Raw genomic sequence first — 26,873 nt, forward strand, 5'->3', positions numbered from 1 at the left:
ATCATTAATTTAACATAGTAGAGCGCTTATCCTTTAATCGCACCTTCAGTCATTCCTTTAGCAATACGCTTCTGGAAGATCGCATACAGAATAATGACCGGGATAATCGCGATTGTCAGACTCGCAAACAGCGTGCCCCACGCGTTGGTATATTGCGCTTCACTGCTGATAAAATCAATTGCCAGACCAAGCGTATATTTCTCACGGGTGTTAAGGAAAATCAATGCCATAAAATACTCATTCCAGAACTGGATGGCATTCATAATTGAAACGGTAATGATCGCTGTTGTTGAGAGCGGTGCAATAATTTTAAACAAAATGCCGTATGGTGACATGCCATCCATTGAGGCTGATTCTTCAAGCTCTTTAGGAATAGTACCCATAAAACTGGTCAGCACAAAAATTGAAAATGGTAGCTGTGAAATCGCATAGACAATGGATAATCCGATAATACTGTCCAGCAATCCGAAATCCATGAGCAGGAAGAATAGCGGAATCCATCCAAGCACCATTGGAATCATCATCGCTGAAATATAGACGGTAAACAGGATATTGCTTCCGCGAAAGCGCAGGCGCTCCAGTGCATAAGCTGTCGGCAGTGCCAGCACCAGCGTCAGTGCCATTCCGAGCACTGTGACGATCGCACTGTTAAATACGCTTGTATCAATATTATAATTATTCCATGCATCTGCGAAGTTTTGAATATTAAATGTTTCAGGAAGGCCCCACGGATTCGCATAGATTTCTGCATTTGATTTGAAAGAGCCGATAAACATCCAGATAATCGGATACAGCACCGCAAGCGTCCATAGGATCAGCGGAATCCGGATACCCGTTCTGATGAGTGTTGGCTGCCATTTCTTTTTCATTCCGTTTCCCCTCCTAGTACTGTACTTTCTCTCTCTTCATAAAGAATTGCAGGATTAATACTGTCAGCAGTGACAGAATCAGAATCATGACGCCAATTGTTGCCCCGTATCCGAAGTTATACTGAACAAATGCCTGCTGATAAAGGTATGACCCCATCACATGCGTTGAATTATTCGGTCCACCGCCTGTCATGATCTGTACAATAATGAATGATCCGTTTAGCGTTGTGATGACGATATATAGAATTGAAATTTTGATCTGTGGCCATACGAGCGGAAGCGTAATCTTCCAGAACTGCTGCCACTGGTTCGCTCCGTCAATTTCTGCGGCCTCGTAATAACTTTTAGATACGTTGGAAATCCCGCCGATCAACAGCAGCATAAAGAGTCCGATTCCTGCCCAGACAGAAGGCAGCACAAGACTTGGCAGTGCCCAATCCTGATCACCAAGCCATGGACGCGTCCAGCTTTCAAGTCCAATAAATTCAAGCCCTGAATTCACAAGACCCAGGCTCGGGTTATAGATAAACGTCCACAAAATACCAATTACCACAACTGACATGATGTTCGGAAAAAAGAATACAACTCTGTAAAACGGTGCTTCTTTAATTTTCAGCTGCGTCAGTGCAACTGCGAAGAAGATAGCCAGAATCATAATGCCAAAAACTTTTGTGATGACTAAGAAGTAGTCATGCCAGATCGTTTGCGGGATAATCGCATCACTAATCAGGCGCCTGTAATTGTCGAGCCCGATAAATTCTGAGTTTGATGAAGAACCTGACCAGTCAAAGAATGAATAGTATAGTCCACTAAACAATGGGTACAGGGTAAAGATGGCAAACAGGATAAAGGTAGGCACGAGGCAGAAAGCCAGGAACAGATTTTTTTGTTTTTTCGACTGTACCATTCACATCACTCTTTCTATCTGTTTTTAACAAGGGAAGGAAGAAATGAACCGTTGAACTGCGCTTCAGCCGGACGCTTTCCGCGCGGCCGTCGGTGAGCCTCCTCAAGCTTCGCTTTGCGGGGTCTCACCTGTCCGCCTAATCGCGCTGGAGTCGCCGGCTTCCGCTCCGTTCAACTCAATATAACTTTTTTCATTTTATGTAGATTCTTTTAAGAACAACAGAGGCAGTTACCAGACCTGCCTCTGTTGTGTTGTTGTTATTGTCTGTACTGGCTTGCTGCTGCTTCTGCTGCTTCAACGAATTCTTCAGCTGAGCTGTCGCCGAGCATGAGTGATAGAAGTTCGTTTCCTACAGGTGTTTCCAGATCAGCGCTCATTGGATGAGGCTTCTGATAGATTGTGACCTGTTCTGTATCATTAATCATTTCATTTGCATCCTTCAGGTACTGTGGAACATTTTCATTTTCAGAGAGGTCTACGCCTGCTACGTTCATGATCGCACCAGTGTGCTCTGAGAATGATTCTGCGTATTCACGGGAGAAAACAAATTCAACAAATGCTTCTGCAGCTTCTTTATTCTCTGCATTTTCAGCAATCGCTAGTGGACGCAGATCCGGTACGATTGCGAAGTTTTCACCTGCATCCTGCATTGGTGATGGAATAAATCCAAATTCAAAGTCTTCCGGCGTATCATTTGCCATCTCATTTGGCAGCCAGAAACCGACCGGTACAAATGCATTGTCATGTAACAGGAAGTTCATTTGAGACTGGGTATGGTTCAATGCGCCAAGCCCTGAGTCAAAGTATCCTGCTTCAACCATCTGTTCAACTTTCTTCATCACTTCTAGTGTTGTATCTGAAGTCCAGGCACCTTCTTCTCCTTTGATCAATGAAGCAAGAAGTTCTTCACCGCCAGCTGCTGCAAACGCCGGGTAAAGTACGCCACGCAGGAAGTAGTAAGGGTGCTGTCCGCTTGTAACGAATGGATCAATACCTGCTTCTTCCTGAATGTTACCCATTGAATCCATGAAGCTGTCAAAGTCTGTCGGCACTTCAAAGCCTTCTGATTCGAACCATGCTTTGTCATACCACGTTCCCCACGTATCAAATACGAGCGGCAGACTGTAGATTTCACCGTCATGCTGATCAGGATCTACGATGAAGTTATCAAGCATCGGTGAGCCGTCTTCAAGCTCCATGCCTTCAACAAGCTCAGTCATATTTGCAAGCTGACCGTCTTCAATCATTTGAGTTTCACTTGAGCCGGCGCCATCAATGTATACAACATCAGGTGGATCATCCGATACCCAGCGCGATCTCATTTCTTCATTTATATTTGGTCCTGCGTGCTCTACAATCGTCAGATCAGGATACTCTTCCTGGAAGTCTCCAATCACTTCTTTCCACCATGAATCTCCGTAACCGCCGACGAAATATTGAATCTCAAGTTCCCCTGACATTCCTTCTCCGCCGCTGCTGTTTTCACCATCTGCGTTTCCTTCTTCATCAGATGAGCATGCTGCCAGAAATCCTGCTGAAAGTACAACTCCCCCTAAGATTAAACCCGTGCTTCTCCAGTCCTTTTTCAAGATGTTTCCCCCTCTGTTTTAATATGTTTATTGGAACACCCCGGTTGACCCGGGATGACTCAATCCTGTTTTGCCAGCCGGATTGCTTCTCTTGCATAACCTGATGCCTGACCAATATAATCATCTGCTTGTTCATAGCTGACCCCGGCTTCAATCATGACAATTGAATGCTTTACTTTTAAATGCGCTTTTTCAAGTGTCTCGGCAGCAATTTCATAAGATGTGCCTGTCAGGTCCATAATGATTCGTTTTGCACGCTCCATTAATTTATAATTGCTGGCATGGACATCAATCATCAGATTATCCTGGACCTTGCCAAGCTGCACCATTGCTGCTGTGCTCATCATATTCAGCACCATTTTGTGCGCACTCGCAGCCTTCATTCGCGTTGAACCTGTCAGCACTTCCGGACCCGTGACAACTTCAATTGCACTGTCAGCATAACGGCTGATTTCAGCGTCTCTGTTACTGGATAGAGCGATGGTGTATGCACCTGTTGAGGTTGCATACTTTAATGCGCCGGCTACATAGGGAGTACGCCCGCTCGCCGCAATCCCGATGACTGTGTCTTTAACGTTTAGCTGTTCATTTTTCAAATCAGCTTCGCCCTGCTCTTCACTGTCTTCAGCATTCTCACGCGCTTTTCCGAAAGCTGACATGCCACCTGCCATAATCGCCTGCACCATTTCAGGAGGCGTCATAAAAGTTGGCGGACATTCTGATGCGTCAAGATAGCCAAGCCTGCCGCTCGTTCCCGCCCCAATATAGAAGAGGCGTCCTCCGGCTTTCAGCCGCTCGGAAATTTGTACAGTTGCTTCTGTAATAGCCGGCAGTGCTTCTCTGACTGCTTCAGCCACTTTCTGATCTTCTTTGTTGATCACCTTCAGCACTTCTTCAACTGAAAGCTGATCCAGGTTCATGCTGTTTTCATTCCGCTGCTCTGTTACAAGTGAAGATAAATCTGAAGACATATCACCCATCACCTTCTTTTCTCTAAACTCTTAGCTGACTCTGCTGCTTCCTTGAGCGCCCCTTCAACAGGCGTGCCATGCGCTGGTGTCCAGATGCCAAGCTTACGTTCTTTCAATTCTCTGATAAATGCCGTTCTGACTGACGTTGCGTATTTAAAGATTGAACCGGTTGTGGTCACGATTGTCTGTTCATTGTATTCACCTGACTGCAAATGCAGGCTGTGCACATGGTCTGCAAGGTCAGTTGCTGCTTTTTTAATGATTGATTCCGCTACTGCGTCTCCACTGTCAGCCGCTTCTGTGACAACCTTTGCAAGTACAGCAATTTCACTTTTATCCCTTTGTTCCTGATACATGTATGTAACGAGCTGTGTTTCATTCGTGAGACCCAATGCCTTAAGAATGTATTCATTTAAAACGGTTGCCGGTCCTCTGCGGTCGTATGCTCTGACCACTGCCTGCAAACCAGCAGCTGCAATAGCATAGCCACTCCCCTCATCACCTAATAGATGACCCCAGCCGCCTGACTTCACCATGGAACCGTCCTTTAGAAGCCCGGCTGAATTTGAGCCGGTACCTGAGATAATCAGCATGCCCTGTTGATGCTCAGGCGGGATGGCACCTTTAAGTGCAATTTGAAGATCCGACTTAATTAAAACGCTTACATTTTTGTGAAAGCCTCTCAATATGAGCTTCTTCTTTAATGCATCATGTGCAGTATCAGCGTCATTTGCTCTTCCGACTCCTGCATATCCTCCACAAATTGCTTTTACCTGATGCTTTTCAATTCGGTGTGACTCCAGCAGTTCTTCGAGCTTTATCGCAATCCGCTCTGCCATTTGCTGAAAACCGATCATTTGCGGATTTGTTCCCGGTCCTTCAAGCTCAGTACCAAGGATTGAAACGTGATCAATCCGACTGACCGCATAGCTCGTTTTCGTGCCGCCGCCGTCCATTCCGATGATATATGCCATCCCATCCTCCTTGCATGAGTTTTTCTCATTATAAAGTTTATGATTTTTTATGTCAATATATTTTAAAAATAATGATTTTTTGTTTCAATCTGATATAATTGAGGCAAATGAACGGTGTTAAATGGTGCGATAAGACGTATGATCGGGATGTTAAGACCGTTGTTCGGGCTGATAGTACCATCAGATGCGATGATACGACCGTCGATCCGGGTGTATCGTGCAGTCAATCGCACAAATACAACCATCGCCAGCAACAATACGACATTAAGCAGGCCGATAACGACCATTTATAAAGGAGACGATCTGATGAAAAGTGACTTGATTATCCAAACAACGGCTGAAACAATCATGATCAATAATGGTGAGATCGCTGCAGTCAATGACCAACCTCCGGACTTTAGCAAGCCACATATCGCCATTCCTCCCACTTACCACCTCCTCCCCGGCTTCATTGACCCCCACATCCATGGTGCAGGTGGCGCGGATATAATGGATGCGACTCCTGAGGCACTTGAGACGATGGCCAAAGCGCTGGTTAAGGAAGGTGTAACTTCTTTTCTGGCAACGACAATGACGCAGACGGAAGATTCAATGATGAAGGCGCTGAAGAATACGGGGGAATATATGAAGCAACAAAAGTCAGGTGCAGAGGTCCTCGGAGTTCATTTAGAGGGACCGTTTCTGTCACCTGAAAAGGCTGGCGCACAGGATCCTGATGCAATGCTTACACCTGACACAGAATTGTTCAGCAGATTTCAGGAAGCTTCAGACGGGAATATAAAGGTTGTGACCGCTGCACCTGAGCTGGAAAATGGGTATACATTTACTAAAGAGGTTTCAGACAGCGGTGTGGTTGTGTCGATCGGTCATTCCAACGCTACTTACGATGAGTTTAAGCAGGCAGTTACTGCCGGTGCGAGTCAGGTCACTCATTTATATAATCAGATGAGTCCTTTTCATCATCGTAACCCGGGTGTGGCAGGCGGTGCGCTTTTGGAAAAAGGATTAAAGGCTGAAATCATTGCGGATTTTGTACATAGTCACCCTGAAGCAGTCCGGCTCGCCTGGAATGAAAAAGGGGCTGGCCTGATACTGATTACAGATGCGATGCGGGCGAAAGGTTTGGCAGACGGTGAATATGACCTGGGTGGACAACAGGTGACGGTAAAAGGGGCTGAAGCGCGCCTTGCTGATGGAACGCTCGCAGGCAGTGTGCTGACAATGGAACAGGCAATTAAGAATATGATGTCGATAGCTGTCCTTTCTATAGAAGAACTTGCAAAAATCACCTCTGAAAATGCGGCACGCCAGGTTGGAGTATGGGATCGCAAAGGCAGTATTGAAGAAGGAAAAGATGCTGATTTTGTGGTGCTTGATGAATCATACAACGTGGTCATGACAATCTGCCGCGGTGAAGTTGTCTATCAGAAGGAGGGAACGTCATGGATGTAGTCATTGTAAAAAACTATATTGAAATGAGCAAACACACTGCCGGAATGGTTGGTGACCTGATTAAACATCAAGAAAAACCTATCCTCGGACTCGCAACAGGCGGCACTCCGATTGGGATGTATCAGCTGCTCGTCAGGCAATATCGCGAGGGTCTTCTTTCTTTTAAACATGTGCGTTCATTTAATCTGGATGAATATATTGGCCTTGACCCAACGCATGCGAAAAGCTATCACAGGTATATGAATGAACATCTGTTTTTACATGTTGATATGCCTTTCCATCAGACTTATGTACCAGATGGGATGGCGAAAAACCTTGATAAGGTATGCAGAAGTTATGAAAAACTGCTGAAGAAGATTGGTCCGCCGGATTTGCAGATTCTCGGTATTGGTGAAAACGGCCATATCGGTTTTAACGAACCTGGCAGTGATTTTAACGGGCATACACATGTGATTAGACTGGCTGATTCCACACGTGAAGCCAACGCGCGCTATTTCCAATCGATTGATGAAGTGCCGACGCACGCAATTACGATGGGCATCAAATCTATTCTTCGCAGTAAAAAAATTGTGCTGATGGCTTCCGGAGAAAAGAAAGCAGCGGCTGTGAAAAGGCTGCTTGAAGGTAGTCCTGATGAGGATTTTCCGGCTTCTGCACTGTGCAGACATCCGAATGTGACACTGGTTGCAGATGAAGCAGCATTTGGACAGAATGACTAAATCATGAAATTTTAATAATATTCTGTATTTAAATTAGATATTTAGTCCTATTTCGATGTATAATGATTAAAAATATACATAAGGAGGTGGGACTCTTATATGCTAGATCCGCTGACGTTAGGTGCCGTTGTCTTTGTACTCGCGATTATATCTTCTATTGTCATGACAATTACCTGGAGAATGAACCTTCAGGAAAGAGGTTTGAAAATGTGGGCATGGGCAGCGATTATCGGCGGACTGGGCTTTCTCCCACTTCCTTTCGCCCCACTGATTGGCTCATATGCAGCTGTATTAAATAACATCGCGACATTGATCGCACCCATTCTGATTCTGGAAGGCATTTTGCGATTCAGAGGTTATCCAAGAGAGCGCTTACGTCGCAATATTTATATACTCGTGATCATTTATGCAGTATCTTTCATCTTCATTTTACGTGATTCTCCAAATACCCGATTCTTATTTTACGATTCACTCAATATCGTCATCTTCTATTTGTCTGCGTTCCTGCTTTTATGGAAATCAGGCGGAGTTGAAAGAAAAATTTACATGCTCTCTGCTATACCATTTGTGATGATCGGCAGTTCTTTTGGAGTAAGATGGTTCCTGGCGCTGAACGGTTCATTCGAAGCGAACTTTGTTGCCCACCCCTATACGAGCTATTTGTTTTTCGTGGTTATTATCTGGACTGTCGGGTGGACTTACGGTCTAAGTCTTGCTGTAAACTACCGCAATCATACCAAAGTCATGAAGCTTGCCACTCACGATGACATGACCGGACTCGCTAACCGGAAACACCTGAATCATTATCTGGATTCCCTGTTAACAGATGCAGAAACTAGTAACGAGCCTTTCGTTCTGTATTTGCTTGACCTCAATGGGTTTAAGCAAATTAATGATACGTATGGTCACAATTTCGGTGATCAGGCTATTATTCAAATGGCTGAAACGATTAAGGAACTGATTGATGAACACGATTTTGCTGCACGTCTTGGCGGAGATGAGTTCATTATCGTGAGCAGCCGGGTCAGTCTGAATGCAGATGTGAACAAGCTGAAAGAAAAAATCCGAAAATCAATTGAGCGGCCCGCCAGACTTGACGAACAGTTGATCCAGCTCAGAACCTCCATAGGATACGCAATGTTCCCTGCTGACGGGAAAAACACTGATACGCTGCTGAGTACTGCTGATCAAAGGATGTATCACGATAAAACAGCTGATCGTGCACGCTCGACTGTGATGAAGGGTTAGTGACGGATCAGAGAGTTGATGCTGACCGTTTTAACATTACCATTGGTCATTCAGTCTGTATCTCCAATGAAAAACGATGAGTGAATGATTCATCGAGACAGATAATTAAATACAATTCAACCTTCTGAGATTAAAACGGCAAGGTAAATTATCAATTTCCGGTGCGTTTTCTAAGTATTCGATTATTTATTTAACCACCGGAGCTATTTCATTCGTAGCCCCGGAGTCATCTGACTTTTGACCACTTTCTATCTCTGTAAATAATGGTGAATGAGCTGCTAATTTACTATGATGATTAACTTGAACATTTAATTTCTGTGCAATTCCTATCACCATTAACTCTAATTCATGATATTCTTTCTTTGTAATTGGCTGATGTTCGGGTTTCAGGATATACCCCAGCTGTCCGCTTGGTTCAATCGTAGCCCACTGTACTTTTTTCATGTCATCAATCCCGCTCTGTCTTAACCACATTTCCAACTTATCAACCGGGAGTCTGAGCTTTTTTAAAGTCTGCACACGGAGCTGTCCATTTTCGATCACTACTTTCGATTTCCCACTGAAAAAATTTTCTGCTTTGTCCCATTTTATTTGAATAAATTCTATGAACACCAGTGTGCTAATCAATAACCCTGCTACTCCAAATGTTGTCCACAAGTTCTTGCCCGAAACTGGCTGAATGAGCAGACTTCCAATCGATATCATGATAATCGTCTGCGCAATGGTCATCTGCGAAATCGATTTCCTGCCTGAAACCCTAAGCAGTACGACTCCTATTGTAACAATTAATATTGCTTTCCAAATCCAGTCCAATTCCAAAGCTCATCACTCCCTTTGTGATAGCATGGCTCATCATGCGAGCTCTATGTAAATAAAAATCCCTAAACAAAGGGATTTAAGTATTATACATTTGGCGAAGGCACTTCAGTTTCTTGAAACAGATTGTTAATCAACCATTTGTGATAAAAATATTCTCCTGCCGTCAGAATCAGGGCTGCTGCAATCGCTTCACCCATCACGTTGTTATAACCAAGAAGGACGAGTGTAAACCAGATCACAAGCGTACCCAGAATCAAGTCTCCAATTGTGCCAATCGTATTTCCTGCATTTCTGACGACCAGCATATCCCCAATATAAGCAACTACGTATAAAATCACTGCAACAATCGTAGCGTCTACAAATGTCACTTGGTTAAAACCTGTTAGCACAATCCAGATAACCGGAAACAAGAGAAGTGCTTTAATCAACATTGATTTCCCATGATTCATGTCTTCACACCTCCTGTCCTACCCCACTTAAGTTTCCCATTGTAAAAGTTACTCATACAAATGAACTGATGCTAATAGAGGTCATCATATCCAACTGCAGAAAAGATCAGAGAAGCCCGGTGTCTTATCGACACCGGGCTTCTCTGATCAACCAATTCTCTTCAAACGGCTCTGTTTCATAATCTGACTGATCACTTCTGACAGCACGATCCCCATTGCAATGGAACCCGAGATCATAAATGCTTTTGCTGCAAAAGCAAGCGCTTCGCTGTAGTCATTTGTCACGAATGACCGCATTGCATTATACGCTGTTCCTCCTGGGACAAGCGGGATAATGCCGGACACGATATAAATAATAATCGGTGCTTTATAGACGCGGGAGAAAACCTGGCTGATCACTGCAATCATGAATGCTGCAGCAACGGTGGCAGGTACCTCTCCAATTCCCTGGAGCGTCAATATGAAGTATGCCATCCAGCCCATCATACCAACTGCGCCGCATTTCCATAATGCTTCTCTCGGTGCATTAAATATGATTCCGAACCCAGCTGCCGCGATAAAACTCGTCACAATATTGATTAAAATATCCACAGGTCATCCCCCCTTCTATAACATCGTCACGACAACTGCTATCCCTGAACCAATCGCAAATGCGGTCAGGAAAGCTTCTGCCCCTTTAGATAAGCCAGATATAAAATGTCCCGCGATCAGATCCCTGACTGCGTTTGTAATTAACAGGCCGGGTACGAGCGGCATCACGGACCCGATAATAATTTTATCAAGCTCCTGCCCAAGTCCTGTCGCAACCGCCCCTGCAGCAAGTAATCCAATCACGAGTGCTGCCATAAACTCTGAGAAGAACTTGATGAGGACGAGATCGTGCACATAGACAACGCTCGCAAATCCAAGCCCGCCAATGATAATTGCGGGAATAAAATCCGCCCACGATCCCTGGAACATCATGAGAAAACAGCCACTCGAAATCGCCGCGGCGGCAATACGCGTTTTTAATGAATAGGTTTCATCATCTTTATAAATTCTTTTTAAAATCCGGTAAGCCTGCGGGACGTCGAGCTCCCCGTTCGCAATCCGGCGTGAGGTGCTGTTCACAAGCATGACCTTTTTCAAGTCGGTGGTACGGTCGGAAATCCTGATCAGTTTGGTCTTGGTTGGCTCTTCCGTCTCAATCGAGAACATGATACCGGTTGGCGTGACATAGCTGTGAGACTCTTTAATCCCATAATTCTTCGCGATACGCATCATCGTATCTTCGACGCGATATGTTTCAGCTCCGCTTTCAAGCATGATTTTTCCCGCTAAAAGACAGACGTCCATGATGTCGTACTGTTCCTCTAAATATTGTTCCATGTCTTCAATCTCCATACCGTCACCACCTCCGTACCATTTCAGTGCTATTAGTGTAGCATGATTTATTTAAGTATGGGTGATTGAAATTCATTGTGCGAGAGTCTGACGAGTGATGGGGATGTGGGGTTGTGCATCCAATTTGGGTTTTTGTGACGTCAACTCCTGACGTTGTGCACTCAACCCGGGTGTGTCGTCCACTCATTCCGGAAAGTTGCGCACTCAACAGCAAATATCGTTCAGTTCACGCGAAAGCGGCTTTGCATGCAGTTGGGTAACAGGCTTTTCGGTTTCTTAAGGGCATGAAGTGGGTGGGTGGTACGACTTCGCGGATGGATACGAAGTCAGAAATGCGGGATTGCTACCGCCTAGCAGGCCATTGCTGCGGCTTCGCGGGTGGATTGCTACCAGTTGGGCAAAAATCGCTGCATTTCAAACTCGAAAAACGATTTCAGGTAAAGTTTTTACACTATCCACAGCATTTACCCACATCTGTGCAGAAAAAAGTGATTGACGAACTCCATAAAAAGTGTAAAATTACACTAATAGGTTATTTTGAAACTAAAAGAGGTGACGAAAATGAATAAAGAACAGGTTATACACATTATCGCAGAGAAAATGAAACTGATCAGAACGGAAAGTGGATATTCACAGGACAGAATGGCGGAGCTTCTGGGGATATCTAAAAAAACGCTTGTGCAAATCGAAAAAGACCGCTCATTACCAGGCTGGAATACTGTAGTGGCAGTGACTGCCTTATTTCATCAGAGTGAAGTTTTACAAAACAGTCTGGGTGACGAGCCGCTTGAAGTGATCAGGCTGGTCACGTTTGAGCATGCTGAAGAACCATTTAGCCGGACGCTTGGCGGAAAGGTGTGGTGGAAGGAAATCAAGTCAGCTGGTCCCTATACACTTCAGCAGAATTTGATCAGCAAGCACTTTCGGATTCTTGATCAGGCGCACTTCAGATGGTTAAGTACGTTTGATGAAAGTGAAGCATTCACACGACTGGAGGAATTATCAGATGGAAAAAGGACCTAAGCACGACTTGTTAAGACTGGTTGCAGCAGTATTTGTTGGGGCGGCTGCGCTCTTTTTTGTCAGCATCGCAAGCCTCTTCTCCTACATGGCCGCAGGGGAACGTGCGATGCACACTGTGATTGGGGTCAGCATCGCATTGTACATATTGTTTATCCTCAGACTTTTCCGGCTGGCTCAGGGGAAAAAGCTCGCTTATACAGCCGCAGGTCTGGCTGCAGCGATTGCTGTGACCATCGGCAGCATGGCAGCCTATGACGCCTATATTGAAAGTATCACAAACTCTGCGGAAGTGGATCTGACGGAGTATGAACCGTTCCAGTCTGATACAAAAGCTGTATCCATGTCCGAAGAAGCATCACTTCATTTAGAGGATGATCTACCTAAACTGGACGGTGCAACCGCACTTTATCCACTATATTCAGCGTTTGTTCAGGCAGTCTACCCTGAAGACGATTATCCACATGTGGGTAACTCTTATCACACAGTGATGTCCACGAAAACGGACAACGCTTATCGCAGACTGATTGAAGAAGAAGTTGATATTATTTTTACCGCAGGACCTTCTGAAAGACAGGAACTTGCAGTTGAAGATGCCGGTCTCGAATTTGATATGACCCCGATCGGCCGGGAAGCTTTCGTGTTTTTTGTAAATGCGAAAAATCCTGTTGACTCTTTAACAATTGAAGAAATTCAGGATATTTACTCCGGAAAGATTACAAACTGGAATGAAGTCGGCGGTAAGAATCAGGAAATCCAGGCGTTCCAGCGTCCGGAAGACAGCGGCAGCCAGACTGGGCTTGAAAAACTGATGTATGGCATTCCTATCATGGAAGCACCGGGTGATGAAATCGTGACCGGTATGGGGGGGATTATCAAAGAAACATCTGATTACCAGAATCACGGGAACGCAATCGGTTATTCGTACAGATTCTTTTCTACAGAAATGGTGAGGAATGGGGATATCAAACTGCTGGCAATTGAAGATGTCCACCCTTCAGCCGAATCAATACGTGATGACAGTTATCCACTTTCAGCTGAGTTCTATGCGATTACAGTTGGTGAACAGTCAGAAAATGAACAGAAGCTGATTGACTGGATTCTATCTGATGAGGGGCAGTGGATTGTGGAGGAGACAGGGTATGTGAGTGTTGAGTGAACAGCTACTTGGGGATATGGGGTTGTGCATCCGAATCAGATTTTTGTGACGTCAACTTCGCACGTTGCACACTCAACCCGGGTGTGTCGTGCACTCAGTCCGGAAAGTTGTGCACTCAACAGTAAATAATGTGCAGTTCACGCGGAAGCAGCTCTGCATGCAGTTGAGTAACGGGCTTTTCGGTTTCTTAAGGGCGTGAAGTGGGCAGGTGCTTCGACTTTACAGGTAAATACGTGATTGCTACCACCTGGCCGGAGCATTGCTACGACTTCGCGGGTGGATCGCTACCGCTCGGGCGCAGATTGATACTATTTACGCCAAAACAGCTACAACTTCGTCCGCGCACCCAAAACATTTAAAAAAGCTGCCCGGAAACTACGTTCCAGACAGCTTTTAAACATTTCTATTCCCCTGTAACCTTCACCAGCACACGACCGCGGATCTTACTCTCAATAATTTCCGCCATTGCCTGCGGAACATCCTCAAGCTCAACTTCCCGGTAGACCATTTCTTCAAGGTTATCAGGTTTTAAATCCGATCCCAGACGCTGCCAGACCTTTTCGCGAAGCGGCATTGCACAGTAAGCCGAGTCTACTCCCAGCAGACTGACGCCTCTCAGAATAAATGGATGAACAGTCGCCGGAATCTTTGTACCACCAGTCAGTCCACTGACTGCAACCGCTCCGTTTTGCTTCATCTTGCTTAAAACTGATGCCAGACTGTCTCCTCCAACCGGATCTACAGCACCCGCCCAAACACCCTTATTAAGAGGTCTGATCTTCCCGCCATCATACACGTCATCACGCGAAATCACTTTTGCAGCACCGAGGGATTTCAGGTAGTCGTGCTCTGACGATTTCCCGCTGCTTGCTGTCACCTGATATCCTTTTGCTGCAAGCATTGCAACTGCCATACTGCCAACGCCGCCTGTTGCACCAGTCACCAGCACGTCTCCGGAGTCAGGTGTAACATCCTCTTTTTCCAATCTATGTACAGATAGCGCTGCCGTAAATCCTGCCGTACCAAAGATCATTGATTCTCTTAAAGAAAGTCCTTCAGGCAACGGAACGACCCAGTCAGCCGGGATGCGGGCATATTCACTATAGCCGCCAAAGTGCGTCACGCCAATATCATAGCTCGTTGCAATAACCCGATCCCCTTTTTTAAAACGGCTGTCTTCTGATGACTCCACGGTTCCTGACAAATCAATCCCCGGAATAAAAGGATACGACTGGACAATCTTGCCGTCTTTTAAACCTGCAAGGCCATCTTTAAAGTTGACGCTAGAATACGCAACCTTAATTAGCACTTCACCTTCAGGCAGCTGATCTTCTGTAACATCTTTCACCTTCGATTCTACCTGATCGTTTTTCAAATCCACCATTACTGCTTTAAATGCCATTTCAATTTCCTCCCTTTATTTACCTCGAAATATACGAATTGCCCTTAATCCAGAACCGCCACGGATAATCACGGGCCTCACCGGTATTATCAATGCCGATCCTCGGCCCTGTCACAATCTCAAAGTCCTTCTGCGCCCAACCATCAAAAATTTGCAGCGGCGGCACAGTATAATGTGAGCCATAATCGTTCATTGCAATACCCAATGCCTTTGTCAGCTTGCCGGGGCCATTCGTCCATTCAATCTGCTTTCTCCCCGGACGCCTTTCTTCCATTAAATGAAGTCCTTCAACAGGCTCCACTGCACGGATTAACACTGCCTGAGGCGTATCAACCTCAGCAGCCACAACATTTACAAGCGTATGTGTGTGCATTTGATACGTGTACACTGAACCCGCTTTGCCAAACATAATTTCAGTCCGGCGCGTACGGCGGTTTCCATAACTGTGCGCCGCGCGGTCTTCAGCACCCATATACGCCTCAGTTTCAACAATAATGCCTGACGCTCTGCCCTCTGGCGTATCCTTCACGAGCAATTTTCCAAGAAGCGCCTCCGACAGCTCCAGTGCATCTTTATCATAAAAAGACTGTTTCAGCGGTTTCATCACGATCCCACACTTTCTTTGTTTAATACTTCTCTCTTTCCCTAAATGATTCCTGCTTAAAACACAATGAGCACTGTGGGGACGGAGGTGAAAGTGTCATTTCATGACACTTTCACCTCCGTCCCCACCATGCACATGCATAAACGCAAAAAAACACCCGCTCCTCAAAAGAGAAGCGGGTGTTTTGAAAGTGTAAAATTATAATTTTACAACGTTAGCAGCTTGGTCGCCACGGTTGCCTTGAGTGATTTCAAAGCTAACTTTTTGACCTTCTTCAAGAGTTTTGAATCCGTCGCCAGTGATAGCTGAGAAATGTACGAATACATCTTCGCCGCCGTCTACTTCGATAAATCCAAATCCTTTTTCTGCATTAAACCATTTTACTGTACCTTCATTCATGGGTAATTCCTCCACTGTGTTCTAAGTTTTACTTAATAGCTGAGTAAAAACAAGATAATCCACATGTTATCACGAGACTTTTACATGATAGGAAAATGTAAAAAGTTCCTGATAACATGTGAATTAGATGGTGTTACGTATTAAGCATATTCTTATATTAGCATGGGTTTTTAGAAATTGCAAACCATTTAGCAAAGTTCTTTCCGACAGGTTTCGTCATTCCAGGTATTTAGATGCCAGGAAGGTGATGAGACGTGGCTTACAGGCTCTAATAATAAATTTGTTAATAGCTATTTATTTATTTGCAACGCGAACTTAATTTCATAAATGACCGCTCATTCTACAAGTCATTAAAAAGACTGCCGCTCAGACAGTCTCATTGGTGTATTAATATCGCTTTGATTTACGTCCGTTTAAAAACTTACGGATGAACGGATAAACGATCGGTCCGTATTTGATTGCGCGCTTGATTAGTCTTCCCATTATGAATCCCTCCCGTTGGTGGTCAAGTTAATCATGTTATTCCCACATAACGGGCAGGACAAACCTGTCACTCTGCATAATGGCATGCAGTAAAGTGTCCGGGGCGTACTTCACGCCACTCCGGCACTGCTTCTGCACAATGTGCCAGCCGTATTTCTTATTCCTGCCAGTAGCGCCTCGTCTCGCACCATTCTTTTTCATAAAATGTGCCTGCGATTTCCTGAATCATAATCTTTTTACCTGGCGTTGGGGAATGGATCATCCTGCCGTCCCCGTGATAAATGGCTACGTGGTGCAGACGTCCCTTCCCTTCTTCATAGGCAAAGAAAATCAGGTCTCCAGGCTTCACATCGTTTTTGGCAATTTCTTCACCTGCATTTGCCTGGTCTGAAACGTCACGGGGGATCAGATACCCGTTCGCTCTCATCATGGAATAGCTGAACCCTGAGCAGTCGTAGCCGTATGGTGTCATGCCTCCCCAGAGATAAAGCAGATCCAGAAATCTTTCCCCGTCTTTTAAAATATCAGCAGGCGTTCTTTTTTCAGGTTCATCTCTATGAAGACGCACGTCCTTCCTTTTTACAAAAGCCTTTCCGTAAGGGGTGTGGACCTCTACAAGTCCGTCCTGATTACCTGTAACCGGCAAAATTGTTGTAAATGGGAGCTTTACGAGCGCTTCACCTTTTTTATTTAAAAGCTGAGTGAAGTCTGATACAACAAGTGCTTGTTCATCCGCCGGCTCAGCATCATCGGCATCAACTTCCGTGAGCTGGGCCATTGGAATCCAGCCCGGATAGCCTGCAGGATGCTTGTTAGATCCTTGAGAAAGGACAACCACCTGCGCCCAGTCTTCCACTACTTCTTCTATTATTAGGGTGTCTCCGTACAGGACTTGTGATTGAACCTTATTTCCGTCCAGCAGCTCCCTGCGTTCATCTGCTGACATCGCCGAAAGCCAGGCTTCAATCCTCACAGGCGATTCAAGGGCAAATTGATCCAACTTCCGGGGTGATTCAGGGCCGGTCCAGAGTGTTGCAGCCGTTACATTTACCTGGGCAGTTCTCATTTCACATTCCCCTCCTGATCATTCACTGATTGAATGCCTAAACCAGGCGCTTTGTTAAATGTTATGCGTGCCTGTTTAAAATGAATGCCTCCATTTACAATATCCCGGGCAAGTAAAAGTGGCGCATCAAAGTCATAGCGCGTGATATTGCGCTGACTCGCAGCAAAATGTGCAGCTGCTGAGATACCTACCTTCGTTTCAATCATGCTTCCGGTCATACAAGGAATTTCATAGGCTTCAGCAAGCTTGGCAATCGTCATCGCCTGATGAATGCCGCCTGCTTTCATCAACTTTATATTAATCAGATCCGCAGCGCGCATCTCAAGAACCCTGATGGCATCCTGAGGACTGAAGACACTTTCGTCTGCCATAATAGGCGTATATGTATGTTCAGTTACGTATTTTAACCCTTTTATATCATGCGCTTTGACCGGCTGTTCAACGAGCTCAATATTAAGGCCTTCATCTTCCATCCGGCTGATTGCAAAGACCGCTTCCTTAGCTGTCCATCCCTGATTTGCATCAAGCCTTAAGGGACAGTCTGTTTTTTTGCGTATCGCTCTGATTCTCTTCAAATCATCATGAATCGTGCCCGACCCAACTTTAATCTTCAACACTTTAAAGCCATCCTGGTTAAATTGTGCAGCATCCGCCGCCATTTCCTCAGGTTCATTTACGCTGACCGTGTAGTCTGTTTCAACTGTATCCGCAGCGCCACCGAGAAATTGATACAGCGGCATGCCTGCGTGCTGTGCCAGCAAATCATGAATCGCACAGTCTACTGCTGCCTTTGCGCTTGTATTTCGTACCATTGCAGTATTCACAGCATGAAGAAGATTTTCTCTCGCAAGCAGTGGCTGTCCGAGACACTTCGGTGCAATGATGCCGTTGACTGCTTCCTCTATACTTGAAAGTGAGTCTCCCGTAATCACATGCGTTGGTGCAGCTTCTCCATATCCTGTAAGGCCATCTTCATCAGTGATTTTCACTATGACAGAATCTGATACTTTTAACGTACGAAGTGCTGTAACAAAGGGCTTTTTCAAAGGAACTCTCACACGGAAAGTTTCAATTGAACGGATTTTCACCATTCCACTCCTGGCAGCAGTGTAAGTGTTTTTTCTCCAGCTGAGAGCTTGGCATTAACACCAAGTGGCACCGAAAAATGCGGTTCGCAATGACCGATTTTAAAACCTGATACGACCGGAATTCCAAGGTCTCCAAGGTAATGCTGCAATACTTCCTCTAATGATAAGGAAGGTTTACCGTTTGTCGGCTCAGCATGTTTAAAATCTCCTGCCACAATGCCGTTCACCTCGTGCAACTTCCCCGCTGACCTTAGCTGACTAAGCATCGCGTCAATTCTGTAGGGTTCTTCACCGACCTCTTCAATTAAAAGAATTTTGTCTTTCATATCGATTTCATGCTTTGTATTCAGCGTGCTCATAAGCAGCGTCAGGTTGCCACCGGTCAGCTCGCCGGTCGCAGCTCCCTCAGCGATCACACTCAGTTCACTGATCGCTTCAGAATAGTGAAGCTCTCTCGGCTCAAACAGCTGAGCGAACATTTTACCTGAAAGTTCATGAAACTCATCTTTGCCAACATCAGATGCCGGCATCGGACCATGGAATGTCACAAGACCCGTTTCCTGACGAATGGCTGTATGTAAATAGGTGATGTCACTGTAACCCCAGAAAATTTTAGGGTGATTGCGGATGAGGTCATAATCAATTTTATCGGCAATCCTGCCAGTGCCGTAGCCGCCTCCTGCACAAATCACAGCTTTCACTTCAGGATCTGAAAACATGGCGTGAAGATCTTCTACGCGCTCCTCGTCAGTACCCGCAAGATAGCCGTTAACATTGCGCAGATGCTTTCCTTCTTTCACCTTCAGACCAAGTGATGTGAAAAACGCAAGCGATCTCTCCATGTTTTTTAAATCAGGTGGACTTGCCGGTGCAATAAATCCGACTGTATCCCCACTTTTTAATGCTTTAGGTAAGATCATTGTGTCGTGCTCCCTTCTTTATTCTAAAGGCTTTGTTAAAGTTCATTGTTGTTTATGCACAGCTGGTGATTGGAGCGTAAGGCGGTGACTCCTGCGGCAGTAAGGGACAGGTGAGATAATCACGGCGAAGCCTGATAACTCAGCGCCCGGCCGCGGAAAGCGTCCGACTGAAGCGGAAATCAACAGCCAACTTTAACAGAGCTATTCTAAAAAAGAGCAGCACCTGATTAGCACTGCCCTTGTTAATATTGAATTACTTATACCAGCCTTTCACAACATTCGCGCTCGGCTTCACTTCTTCAAGTGGATCACCGTCAAAATGTTCTTGCTCTACGATCAGCCATTCAGTGTCTACACGATCAGCAAAACCTTTTAAATCAAGATTCCCGTTACCAATCGCAGCAGTTCTTTTATGACCGTTTTCTTCAATCATATCTTTCAAGTGGATTGAAAAGACGCGTTCTTTTAGACGGTCAAGCAGGTTATATGTATGAATACTCGCATACTCTGTCCAATATACATCTATTTCAAAGTAAACATCATCCTGATCGGTCATTTCTTCAATGACATCCCAGCCAGTCATGCCCGGTTCAATCGAAACGAATTCAAAGTCATGATGATGATAGCCAAGCCTCAACCCTGCTTCACTCAGTTTAGAAAGTGCTTTGTTCATCAGATCAGCAAGCTTTTTATACCCTTCCAGTGTACGCCAGTCTTCTTCAAGAAAAGGAATAATGAGCTTTGTGTTACCAATTTCTTTACTGAAAGCAATCCAGTGATCAAGCTCAGAATCGCTCTCAAGCGCTGTAAGAGGCATATGGATGCCTGCCGCTTCTAAATGATTGTCTGACAGAAGTTTTTTCCACTCCTGACCTGACTTGCCGTAATCGCCAGCCAGCTGCACACCATCATAGCCCGCTTCACTCAACGCCTGGATCGTATTATCAGGATTTTCTTCCATTGCTTCTTTAACTGACCATAGCTGCAGAGCTACTTTTGTCATGTAAATCCCTCCTCTTTTTATTAAGGGTATTATGAAATCACTTACATCTCAAGTAAGAGCCTTATCATTTTCAGATAATTTTTGTAACTTAATTGAAATATAAACGTCTAATTACTAACTAATCAACGAAAAATTTCCTGATGGGAGGTTCACATTTATGAAGAAATGGTTAATTGCAACGGTCGTTATTTTGCTGGCAGGCGGAGGGCTTGCCTTTTACTTCCTGCAAAAGCCGGAAGTTACGAATACAGCCACTGGCGCTGAAGTCAGATCAGTATTCAGCGATCACACATGGAAGCTTAATTTCACAGAAAAGATGCGTGATGATACTGTTAATGAAGAAACAGTTTTTATTGAAGATCAAAACGGCAATAAAACAGCGGTGAAAGTGGAGTTGATCCACGACGGGCATACCCTTTCAATTGCTCCTCCGGAAAGCGGTTATGATGACAAAGCACGATACACACTTCATTTATCAGATGAAATCAGGTCTTCACTTGGCCTGAAGCTTAAAAATGAGCAGGCAATTGAGTTTAAAATTGTGACGGAGCTTCCAAGGTTCACAAATGAACAGGAGCTAAAGGACCATTTTGCTGCACTGCTGGAGAACGAACGTGCAGGACGTTTTGAAGAAAACATGGTGGCTGAAGAGGCTACAAGTGAATCCGCAGACTCAGCTGAAAATTCTTCTGACGGTGGTGCAGGCGGCGATTATTCTGTTACCAATAATCAGGTTGAAGGCGTAGAAGAAGCTGATATTGTTCAGACTGACGGAGAATATATTTACATCCTTCATCAAAATGAGCAAATTAAAATTGAACAGATTTTAGAGGATGGCTCAACTGAAACTGTACAAACAATGACACTCGGACAGGGGAATTTTTACGGCTCTGAACTATATCTGAATGGCGATCTGCTGATCGTAGTCGGCGATTACTGGCACAGTGAACCTGGTAACGAACTCAGCACAACCACTGCTAAAATTTACGATATAACGGATCCATCAGCGCCGGAGTTAACGCGCGAATTTTCTTCTGAAGGTTACCTCGCAAGCTCCAGAATGGTCGATGATGTCCTGTACCTTGTGACGAATCATCATCCTAATTACTGGATTATGCAGGAAGAAACAGATGCAGAGGTAAGACTGCAGCCTTACATTAAAGACAGCGCGGTGTCTGACGAGTTTTTTACTCAGCCGGTTGATCAGATTCAAAAATTACCTGAATCAGACAGCCCGGAGTATGCAACCATTGCAGCAATTCCTGTAAAAGAACCGGAAACAGAAGCTTCTGTTCATTCATATCTGGGAAGCAGCGGACAGATTTATATGTCAAAAGAAAATCTGTATATTGCTTCAAGACAACACTTCTTCCCAATGATGGAGATCATGCCTGCGGGCGGTGGTGGCGAAGATGAAACAGAAATATACAAATTCTCTGTGGATGCACTGAACGTCCAGTTTGCAGCGCAGGGCGAAGTCCCGGGACGCGTGTTGAACCAGTTTTCAATGGATGAACATAACGGTTATTTCCGCGTAGCAACGACAGATGGGTCCATGTGGTCAGAAGACGATCTTTCTACAAATAACCTGTATATTTTAAACGAGCAAATGGACATTACCGGTTCAGTTGAGGACCTTGCGCCGGGCGAGCGAATCTATTCGGCAAGGTTTATGGGAGATAAAGCATACATTGTGACTTTCAGAGAAACTGACCCACTGTTTGTGATTGATACAGCTGATCCATCTGCACCTGAAGTACTCGGCGAGCTGAAAATTCCGGGCTTCAGCACCTATCTGCATCCGCTTGATGAGAATCACCTGATCGGCTTTGGTGTAGAAACGTCACTTGAAGAAACTAAACCTGGTGAAGCACCGATTGTCAGACAGGAAGGGATGAAGATTTCACTTTTTGATATCACGGATTTCAGTAATCCTGTTGAAAAAGATGTTGAAATCATCGGCGGACGCGGCACCTACTCCACTGTTCAGCATGATCACAAAGCGCTTTTCAGACATGCAGAACGGGGACTGTACGGTTTCCCGATCATGCTTTATGACGGTGAAGGTGAAATGGGCATGGAATTCGTCGGCCAGGGTGCGATGATGTACCACATTACGACTGACGGAATCGAGCTTGCGGCTGAATATATGGATGAAAAAGATCCGAATCAGCTCTATGAAGAGTATGAAAGCATGGTGCAGCGCATGATTTATGTGGATGATTATCTTTATTTAGTGAAGTTTAACGGAATTGATCATTATCCGCTGCCTGAATAACTGATGTGACGGGTGTCCTGGCCTTACCTGGCCAGGACACCTTTTTTGGTGCTGACGTAGCAAAAGTGGCTGGTGAGTGCGCGACCTCGCCCGGCGAGTGCACGACACACCCGGGTTGAGTGCTCAACTTCACCGCTTGACGTCGCTCCCCGGTAGGTCGGATGCACTCCCTGCACTTTCCGGCGTCGCACCCGCTGCTTCCGCCCTTCATGCCCTCAGGAAAACGAAAAGACTGTTTCCCAACTGCATCCAGAGCTGCTTTGCGTGGTTGAGTGCACAACTTTGGCTGGTGAGTGTACGACCTCGCCCGGCGAGTGCACGACACACCCGGATTGAGTGCTCAACTTCACCCGCTGACGTCGCTCCCCGGCAAATCGGATGCACTCCTCGCATATTCCATAGTCCAATGCACCCCGACCCGCCCACTTGCCACCTCTCCCACCCCTGAAGTAAACTAATGATATGTATAGACAAGAAGGAGACTAATAATGAACTATAAAATGATTGTTTTAGATATGGACGATACACTGCTACAGGATGATCATACGATGGCGACTGAGACTGCTGAAGCGCTTTTGAAAGCCCAGGAAAAAGGTGTGAAGGTTGTACTCGCTTCAGGACGCCCGACATTCGGGATGTGGGATACAGCGAAGGAGCTGCGTCTGGCAGATTACGGCAGCTATATTCTTTCATATAACGGCGCAAATATTTTTAATGCAAAAACGAAAGAATTATTATTTGAAAGTACGTTATCACCAGAGACTGTTCACCACCTTTATGATCTGAGCCGCAGAGAAAATGTCGGAATTCAGACCTACCTGAATGAAGCCATTCTGACGCCTGAGGACAATGAGTATACGCAGATTGAGTCGACGCTGACAGGACTGCCGGTTGCACTGACGGATGATTTTAAAAAAGCAGTCGATTCACCAGTTGTAAAAGTGCTCATGCTTGAAAAAGGCAGCGTGCTTGAAAAAGTTGAACAAACACTCAAAAATGAGCTCGCAGGTACACTGAGCATTTACCGTTCAAAGCCTTATTTCCTTGAATTCACTGAGCATGGCGTGACGAAAGGGACAAGCCTTGAACAGCTCGCGAAAAAGCTTAATATTGACCGTTCAGAAATCATTGCAGTCGGTGACAGCTATAATGACCTGGAGATGATTCAGTATGCAGGGCTTGGTGTCGCAATGGGAAATGCACCTGTGGATATTCAGGAAGCAGCTGATTTCGTTACAAAGACAAATATGGAACACGGCGTGGCACACGTTGTTGAGAAATATCTGCTTTAAGCGATGCACATTCAGACTTTTTTAGCTAAAAGTGGTGTGTATTCCCGTCGTGAAACAGCCAGGTTAATAGATGATCACAGAGTGACCATTAATGGCATTGTCTGCAGCCGGCAATCAATTGTTTCAGATTCAGATACCGTACACGTGGATTCACTCCCGGTTCCTGACCCCGCTGAACGTGTGTACCTGGCATTTCATAAACCAGAAGGGATCACCTGTACAGCTCAGCAATCAGTCGAAGGGAATTTGAACGATTTTTTAAAATGGGAATCCCGGATTTTCTCCGTTGGCAGACTGGATAAAGCATCAACCGGGTTACTCATTTTAACGAATGACGGTTCCATCGTGAATCCTCTGATGAAGGAAGAAGAAGCGAAAGAAAAAGAATATATAATAGAAACAAGTCGGCCTGTTTCAGAAACTATGATCAAAAAAATGTGTGAAGGCGGCCTGCTTATTAAAGGGAAAAAGGCTTCCCCTGCACTTGCAGAAAAAACAGGTGATGTCACATTCCGCATTATTTTAAAACAGGGATTGAACCGGCAGATCAGGCGGATGTGCAGGGCTTTTGATAATCACGTAGTCAGCCTGAAACGAATCAGAATCTCCCACATCCAACTTCATACACTCGAGCCGGGTGAGTGGCGTCACTTAACTGAAGAGGAAATCAGACAATTAAAATATGAAATGCTCGATAAAAGCTAGTGCCTGGGCACTGGCTTTTTAATTTTTCTGAAAATTTAATTCGAAAGTTGTTTCTTTTTGTCATAACAAGGGAAATTAGAAGTTGAGTACTATAATAAAAAAGGAGGGTCTATATGAACAATAGTTGGTTTGCGGGCGACGGGTTTAATACGAGCGGTTTTCTGAATTCACTTGGAAATCTTTTACTTGCCCTTGTCGTTTTGTTTGTCGGCTTTTTGATTGCAAAAGCAGTATCAGCCGGTGTCGAAAAATTACTTAAGAAAACAGGTGTTATTAGAAAGTATGGATCACCGGGTAAAGCCGGTCAGCGATCTGCACCTCCCGAAGATGAAAAAGAGTCTTCTAAGAAATGGACGCCTGAGAAGGTAGCAGGATCAATTGTATTCTGGATCCTTATGATTTTTGTCTTTATCTTATTCTTCAATATCTTAAACTTAAACATTATCGCTTCACCGCTTGTCGATATGATGAGCACCATTCTGGCATTCATTCCAAACGTTCTGACTGCAGCACTCATTCTGCTTTTAGCATATATACTTGCGATTGTGCTGAAAACAGTTGTCGTCAAAGTTGGACATAGGCTCGTTCAGAACCGGAAAGTACGCGACAGTAAATATGTAAAAGATTCTTCAAACCTTGGCAGCTATGTCGACAGTGCCGGAACAATCGTATTCTACCTTGTTTTACTCATGTTCCTGCCGGGCATTCTGGGAGCACTGGGAATCGATGCTGTATCCGAACCATTCAGCGGCATGCTCGCCAGCTTCCTGTCATTTATTCCGAGACTTGTAGCAGCAGCACTGATCTTTGTCATTGGCTGGATCGTTGCGAAGATTGTCAGGGATATTATTTCTAACTTCCTTCATGCGGTCGGTGCCGATAAACTCGGCGCAAAAATGGGCCTTGATAAAGTACTGAAAGATACGTCAATCTCTTCTATTATCGGAACAGTTGTATTCGTTCTGATTATGATTCCTGTCACAATCTCAGCGCTCGAACGCCTGCAGATTGAAGGCATTACAGGACCGGCAATTAACATGCTCGATGATGTGATGGCGATGATTCCGAATATCGTCATTGCGATTCTGCTGATCTTTGTCGGACTGTTTATTGGTAAATGGGCACGCCGTTTTACAGCGGACCTGCTTTCAAGACTAAGCTTCAACAATGTCACAAGCCACCTTCGCGTTGGCGGATGGAAAGCATCAGGCAGCAGTATGACGCCGTCTGATATTGTTGGTTACCTTGTACAGATTATTGTTGTCATCCTGTTTGTTGTAGAAGCATTCCAGGTTCTCGGACTCAGCTTCCTTGTAGATCTTGGCACAGCCGTTCTCGCATTCCTGCCAAGCGTCATTACAGCAATTGTCATTCTCGGACTTGGTATTATCCTTGCAAATGTGGTCAAGCGTATCCTCGCAAGCCTGCTTGAAGGATCAGAACTTTCAATTCTGAGCTCAATCGCTAAATATGCGATTATGGCACTGGCACTGTTTATGGCACTGGACCAACTTGGCGTCGCTGATACAATTGTTAACTCTGCGTTCATTCTGATTTTGGGTGCAGCCGCACTCGCATTCGGACTTGCATTCGGACTTGGTGGACGGGACAACGCATCGCGCTATCTTGATAAAATGGAGCGCAAAGCTGAAAATACTGAAATAAATAAAGAAAATGCCAGACGTGAAAAAGAGAAAATGAAAGAAGAACACCGCAATGAAGGCAGTCATCACACAGCTTCAACGCCGTCAGAACAGGCAGTACGTGATGAGGCTGATCATCGGCCGGTCGAAAATGACTGGAGCAGTGATGCTGACCAGACATCAGTTGAAAACGACTGGAGCGGCGACTTGTCGCGCGATACTTCTGCATGGGACAGTGTGAATGATTCAGACGAAATCCCTGATGAAGACCAGCGAGACGGTAATAACCCTTATGCACCGGACGATTTTGATAACGACCGTCGCGGTGAGTAAAATTTAATTCAAAAAGAACGCTCATGCCGTAGCATGAGCGTTCTTTTCAGACTGTTGAAATTCTAAAATATGTATATAACCAATAAAATAAACCATTC

General features: G+C 45.1%; 25 protein-coding genes. 9 read left to right on the forward strand and 16 right to left on the reverse strand.

The window, feature by feature from the left end; all coding sequences use genetic code 11:
- Positions 1-26: 26 nt before the first annotated feature.
- The 5 genes from E2626_RS13610 to E2626_RS13630 all read right to left on the reverse strand — a co-directional run bounded on the left by E2626_RS13610 (position 27) and on the right by E2626_RS13630 (position 5,310).
- Positions 27-869: a carbohydrate ABC transporter permease gene (locus tag E2626_RS13610; RefSeq protein ID WP_134382324.1), complete on the reverse strand. Its 843-nt coding sequence runs from the start codon at positions 867-869 to the stop codon at positions 27-29.
- Between the two features lie 13 nt (positions 870-882).
- The gene (locus E2626_RS13615) at positions 883-1,776 is read right to left on the reverse strand and encodes a carbohydrate ABC transporter permease (RefSeq protein WP_134382325.1); all 894 of its coding nucleotides are present in this window, start codon (positions 1,774-1,776) and stop codon (positions 883-885) included.
- 257 nt (positions 1,777-2,033) lie between these two features.
- A complete protein-coding gene (locus E2626_RS13620; RefSeq protein ID WP_134382326.1) occupies positions 2,034-3,365 on the reverse strand; it encodes an ABC transporter substrate-binding protein in 1,332 nt (443 codons plus the stop codon).
- A gap of 59 nt (positions 3,366-3,424) precedes the next feature.
- A complete protein-coding gene (gene murQ, locus E2626_RS13625) occupies positions 3,425-4,336 on the reverse strand; it encodes an N-acetylmuramic acid 6-phosphate etherase (protein WP_134382327.1) in 912 nt (303 codons plus the stop codon).
- 8 nt (positions 4,337-4,344) lie between these two features.
- Positions 4,345-5,310 (reverse strand): N-acetylglucosamine kinase, encoded by a 966-nt coding sequence (locus E2626_RS13630; RefSeq protein ID WP_134382328.1) that lies wholly within the window; start codon positions 5,308-5,310, stop codon positions 4,345-4,347.
- Between the two features lie 138 nt (positions 5,311-5,448).
- Between E2626_RS13630 and nagA the strand changes: the two genes are divergently transcribed.
- The 3 genes from nagA (at position 5,449) to E2626_RS13645 (ending at position 8,729) form a co-directional block, all read left to right on the forward strand.
- Positions 5,449-6,762 carry an N-acetylglucosamine-6-phosphate deacetylase gene (gene nagA / locus E2626_RS13635; RefSeq protein WP_134382329.1) on the forward strand — a complete coding sequence of 438 codons (1,314 nt, stop codon included), beginning with the start codon at positions 5,449-5,451 and terminating at the stop codon, positions 6,760-6,762.
- On the forward strand, positions 6,753-7,481 hold the full coding sequence (nagB, locus tag E2626_RS13640; protein ID WP_134382330.1) for a glucosamine-6-phosphate deaminase: 729 nt from the start codon (positions 6,753-6,755) through the stop codon (positions 7,479-7,481). The genes nagA and nagB overlap by 10 nt, the downstream gene beginning before the upstream one ends.
- Before the next feature lie 99 nt (positions 7,482-7,580).
- Positions 7,581-8,729 (forward strand): GGDEF domain-containing protein, encoded by a 1,149-nt coding sequence (locus E2626_RS13645; protein ID WP_134382331.1) that lies wholly within the window; start codon positions 7,581-7,583, stop codon positions 8,727-8,729.
- A gap of 186 nt (positions 8,730-8,915) precedes the next feature.
- Here E2626_RS13645 and E2626_RS13650 read toward each other — a convergent pair whose 3' ends face one another.
- The 4 genes from E2626_RS13650 to E2626_RS13665 form a co-directional block, all read right to left on the reverse strand.
- The gene (locus tag E2626_RS13650) at positions 8,916-9,548 is read right to left on the reverse strand and encodes a DUF421 domain-containing protein (protein ID WP_134382332.1); all 633 of its coding nucleotides are present in this window, start codon (positions 9,546-9,548) and stop codon (positions 8,916-8,918) included.
- An 83-nt stretch (positions 9,549-9,631) separates the two neighbouring features.
- The gene (locus tag E2626_RS13655; RefSeq protein ID WP_134382333.1) at positions 9,632-9,997 is read right to left on the reverse strand and encodes a DUF2512 family protein; all 366 of its coding nucleotides are present in this window, start codon (positions 9,995-9,997) and stop codon (positions 9,632-9,634) included.
- A 147-nt stretch (positions 9,998-10,144) separates the two neighbouring features.
- A complete protein-coding gene (locus E2626_RS13660) occupies positions 10,145-10,588 on the reverse strand; it encodes a threonine/serine exporter family protein (RefSeq protein ID WP_134382334.1) in 444 nt (147 codons plus the stop codon).
- A 15-nt stretch (positions 10,589-10,603) separates the two neighbouring features.
- Positions 10,604-11,365, reverse strand: coding sequence for a threonine/serine exporter family protein (locus E2626_RS13665; RefSeq protein ID WP_134382355.1), 762 nt, complete (start codon positions 11,363-11,365; stop codon positions 10,604-10,606).
- 576 nt (positions 11,366-11,941) lie between these two features.
- Between E2626_RS13665 and E2626_RS13670 the strand changes: the two genes are divergently transcribed.
- Both E2626_RS13670 and E2626_RS13675 read left to right on the forward strand, forming a co-directional pair.
- On the forward strand, positions 11,942-12,403 hold the full coding sequence (locus E2626_RS13670) for a helix-turn-helix domain-containing protein (RefSeq protein ID WP_134382335.1): 462 nt from the start codon (positions 11,942-11,944) through the stop codon (positions 12,401-12,403).
- Positions 12,387-13,559 carry a PstS family phosphate ABC transporter substrate-binding protein gene (locus E2626_RS13675; RefSeq protein WP_244094336.1) on the forward strand — a complete coding sequence of 391 codons (1,173 nt, stop codon included), beginning with the start codon at positions 12,387-12,389 and terminating at the stop codon, positions 13,557-13,559. The genes E2626_RS13670 and E2626_RS13675 overlap by 17 nt, the downstream gene beginning before the upstream one ends.
- Positions 13,560-13,962: 403 nt before the next feature.
- Here E2626_RS13675 and E2626_RS13680 read toward each other — a convergent pair whose 3' ends face one another.
- From E2626_RS13680 to E2626_RS13710, 7 genes are all read right to left on the reverse strand, one after another.
- Entirely contained in the window at positions 13,963-14,961 is a 999-nt protein-coding gene (locus E2626_RS13680) for an oxidoreductase (protein ID WP_134382336.1), read from the reverse strand.
- A gap of 19 nt (positions 14,962-14,980) precedes the next feature.
- Positions 14,981-15,565, reverse strand: a complete 585-nt coding sequence (locus E2626_RS13685) for a DNA-3-methyladenine glycosylase (RefSeq protein WP_134382337.1) — start codon at positions 15,563-15,565, stop codon at positions 14,981-14,983.
- A 198-nt stretch (positions 15,566-15,763) separates the two neighbouring features.
- Positions 15,764-15,964 (reverse strand): cold-shock protein, encoded by a 201-nt coding sequence (locus E2626_RS13690; RefSeq protein WP_041123677.1) that lies wholly within the window; start codon positions 15,962-15,964, stop codon positions 15,764-15,766.
- A 640-nt stretch (positions 15,965-16,604) separates the two neighbouring features.
- Complete coding sequence (locus tag E2626_RS13695; RefSeq protein WP_134382338.1) at positions 16,605-17,513, reverse strand: C40 family peptidase; 909 nt, start codon at positions 17,511-17,513, stop codon at positions 16,605-16,607.
- Positions 17,510-18,601: a dipeptide epimerase gene (locus E2626_RS13700; protein WP_134382339.1), complete on the reverse strand. Its 1,092-nt coding sequence runs from the start codon at positions 18,599-18,601 to the stop codon at positions 17,510-17,512. The genes E2626_RS13695 and E2626_RS13700 overlap by 4 nt, the downstream gene beginning before the upstream one ends.
- Positions 18,598-19,521: a S66 peptidase family protein gene (locus E2626_RS13705; protein ID WP_134382340.1), complete on the reverse strand. Its 924-nt coding sequence runs from the start codon at positions 19,519-19,521 to the stop codon at positions 18,598-18,600. The genes E2626_RS13700 and E2626_RS13705 overlap by 4 nt, the downstream gene beginning before the upstream one ends.
- A 253-nt stretch (positions 19,522-19,774) precedes the next feature.
- A complete protein-coding gene (locus E2626_RS13710) occupies positions 19,775-20,524 on the reverse strand; it encodes a sugar phosphate isomerase/epimerase family protein (RefSeq protein ID WP_134382341.1) in 750 nt (249 codons plus the stop codon).
- A gap of 157 nt (positions 20,525-20,681) precedes the next feature.
- Between E2626_RS13710 and E2626_RS13715 the strand changes: the two genes are divergently transcribed.
- The 4 genes from E2626_RS13715 (at position 20,682) to E2626_RS13730 (ending at position 26,775) form a co-directional block, all read left to right on the forward strand.
- Positions 20,682-22,802, forward strand: coding sequence for a beta-propeller domain-containing protein (locus E2626_RS13715; RefSeq protein ID WP_134382342.1), 2,121 nt, complete (start codon positions 20,682-20,684; stop codon positions 22,800-22,802).
- A gap of 488 nt (positions 22,803-23,290) precedes the next feature.
- Positions 23,291-24,094: a Cof-type HAD-IIB family hydrolase gene (locus E2626_RS13720; RefSeq protein ID WP_134382343.1), complete on the forward strand. Its 804-nt coding sequence runs from the start codon at positions 23,291-23,293 to the stop codon at positions 24,092-24,094.
- 3 nt (positions 24,095-24,097) lie between these two features.
- A complete protein-coding gene (locus E2626_RS13725) occupies positions 24,098-24,799 on the forward strand; it encodes a pseudouridine synthase (protein WP_134382344.1) in 702 nt (233 codons plus the stop codon).
- A 113-nt stretch (positions 24,800-24,912) separates the two neighbouring features.
- The gene (locus tag E2626_RS13730; RefSeq protein WP_134382345.1) at positions 24,913-26,775 is read left to right on the forward strand and encodes a mechanosensitive ion channel; all 1,863 of its coding nucleotides are present in this window, start codon (positions 24,913-24,915) and stop codon (positions 26,773-26,775) included.
- Positions 26,776-26,873: the final 98 nt, after the last annotated feature.

It is taken from the genome of Jeotgalibacillus salarius (genome assembly GCF_004405125.1).
In the GTDB taxonomy this organism is placed as follows: Bacteria; Bacillota; Bacilli; order Bacillales; family Jeotgalibacillaceae; genus Jeotgalibacillus; species Jeotgalibacillus salarius.

Bases quoted from the DNA above. Each gene is read 5' to 3' on its own strand.
- E2626_RS13610 (WP_134382324.1), bottom strand. From the start codon at position 869: ATGAAAAAGAAATGGCAGCCAACACTCATCAGAACGGGTATCCGGATT.
- E2626_RS13615 (WP_134382325.1), bottom strand. From the start codon at position 1,776: ATGGTACAGTCGAAAAAACAAAAAAATCTGTTCCTGGCTTTCTGCCTC.
- murQ (WP_134382327.1), bottom strand. From the start codon at position 4,336: ATGTCTTCAGATTTATCTTCACTTGTAACAGAGCAGCGGAATGAAAAC.
- E2626_RS13630 (WP_134382328.1), bottom strand. From the start codon at position 5,310: ATGGCATATATCATCGGAATGGACGGCGGCGGCACGAAAACGAGCTAT.
- nagA (WP_134382329.1), top strand. From the start codon at position 5,449: ATGATCGGGATGTTAAGACCGTTGTTCGGGCTGATAGTACCATCAGAT.
- nagB (WP_134382330.1), top strand. From the start codon at position 6,753: ATGGATGTAGTCATTGTAAAAAACTATATTGAAATGAGCAAACACACT.
- E2626_RS13645 (WP_134382331.1), top strand. From the start codon at position 7,581: ATGCTAGATCCGCTGACGTTAGGTGCCGTTGTCTTTGTACTCGCGATT.
- E2626_RS13655 (WP_134382333.1), bottom strand. From the start codon at position 9,997: ATGAATCATGGGAAATCAATGTTGATTAAAGCACTTCTCTTGTTTCCG.
- E2626_RS13665 (WP_134382355.1), bottom strand. From the start codon at position 11,365: ATGGAACAATATTTAGAGGAACAGTACGACATCATGGACGTCTGTCTT.
- E2626_RS13670 (WP_134382335.1), top strand. From the start codon at position 11,942: ATGAATAAAGAACAGGTTATACACATTATCGCAGAGAAAATGAAACTG.
- E2626_RS13675 (WP_244094336.1), top strand. From the start codon at position 12,387: ATGGAAAAAGGACCTAAGCACGACTTGTTAAGACTGGTTGCAGCAGTA.
- E2626_RS13680 (WP_134382336.1), bottom strand. From the start codon at position 14,961: ATGGCATTTAAAGCAGTAATGGTGGATTTGAAAAACGATCAGGTAGAA.
- E2626_RS13685 (WP_134382337.1), bottom strand. From the start codon at position 15,565: ATGAAACCGCTGAAACAGTCTTTTTATGATAAAGATGCACTGGAGCTG.
- E2626_RS13690 (WP_041123677.1), bottom strand. From the start codon at position 15,964: ATGAATGAAGGTACAGTAAAATGGTTTAATGCAGAAAAAGGATTTGGA.
- E2626_RS13695 (WP_134382338.1), bottom strand. From the start codon at position 17,513: ATGAGAACTGCCCAGGTAAATGTAACGGCTGCAACACTCTGGACCGGC.
- E2626_RS13705 (WP_134382340.1), bottom strand. From the start codon at position 19,521: ATGATCTTACCTAAAGCATTAAAAAGTGGGGATACAGTCGGATTTATT.
- E2626_RS13710 (WP_134382341.1), bottom strand. From the start codon at position 20,524: ATGACAAAAGTAGCTCTGCAGCTATGGTCAGTTAAAGAAGCAATGGAA.
- E2626_RS13715 (WP_134382342.1), top strand. From the start codon at position 20,682: ATGAAGAAATGGTTAATTGCAACGGTCGTTATTTTGCTGGCAGGCGGA.
- E2626_RS13720 (WP_134382343.1), top strand. From the start codon at position 23,291: ATGAACTATAAAATGATTGTTTTAGATATGGACGATACACTGCTACAG.
- E2626_RS13725 (WP_134382344.1), top strand. From the start codon at position 24,098: ATGCACATTCAGACTTTTTTAGCTAAAAGTGGTGTGTATTCCCGTCGT.
- E2626_RS13730 (WP_134382345.1), top strand. From the start codon at position 24,913: ATGAACAATAGTTGGTTTGCGGGCGACGGGTTTAATACGAGCGGTTTT.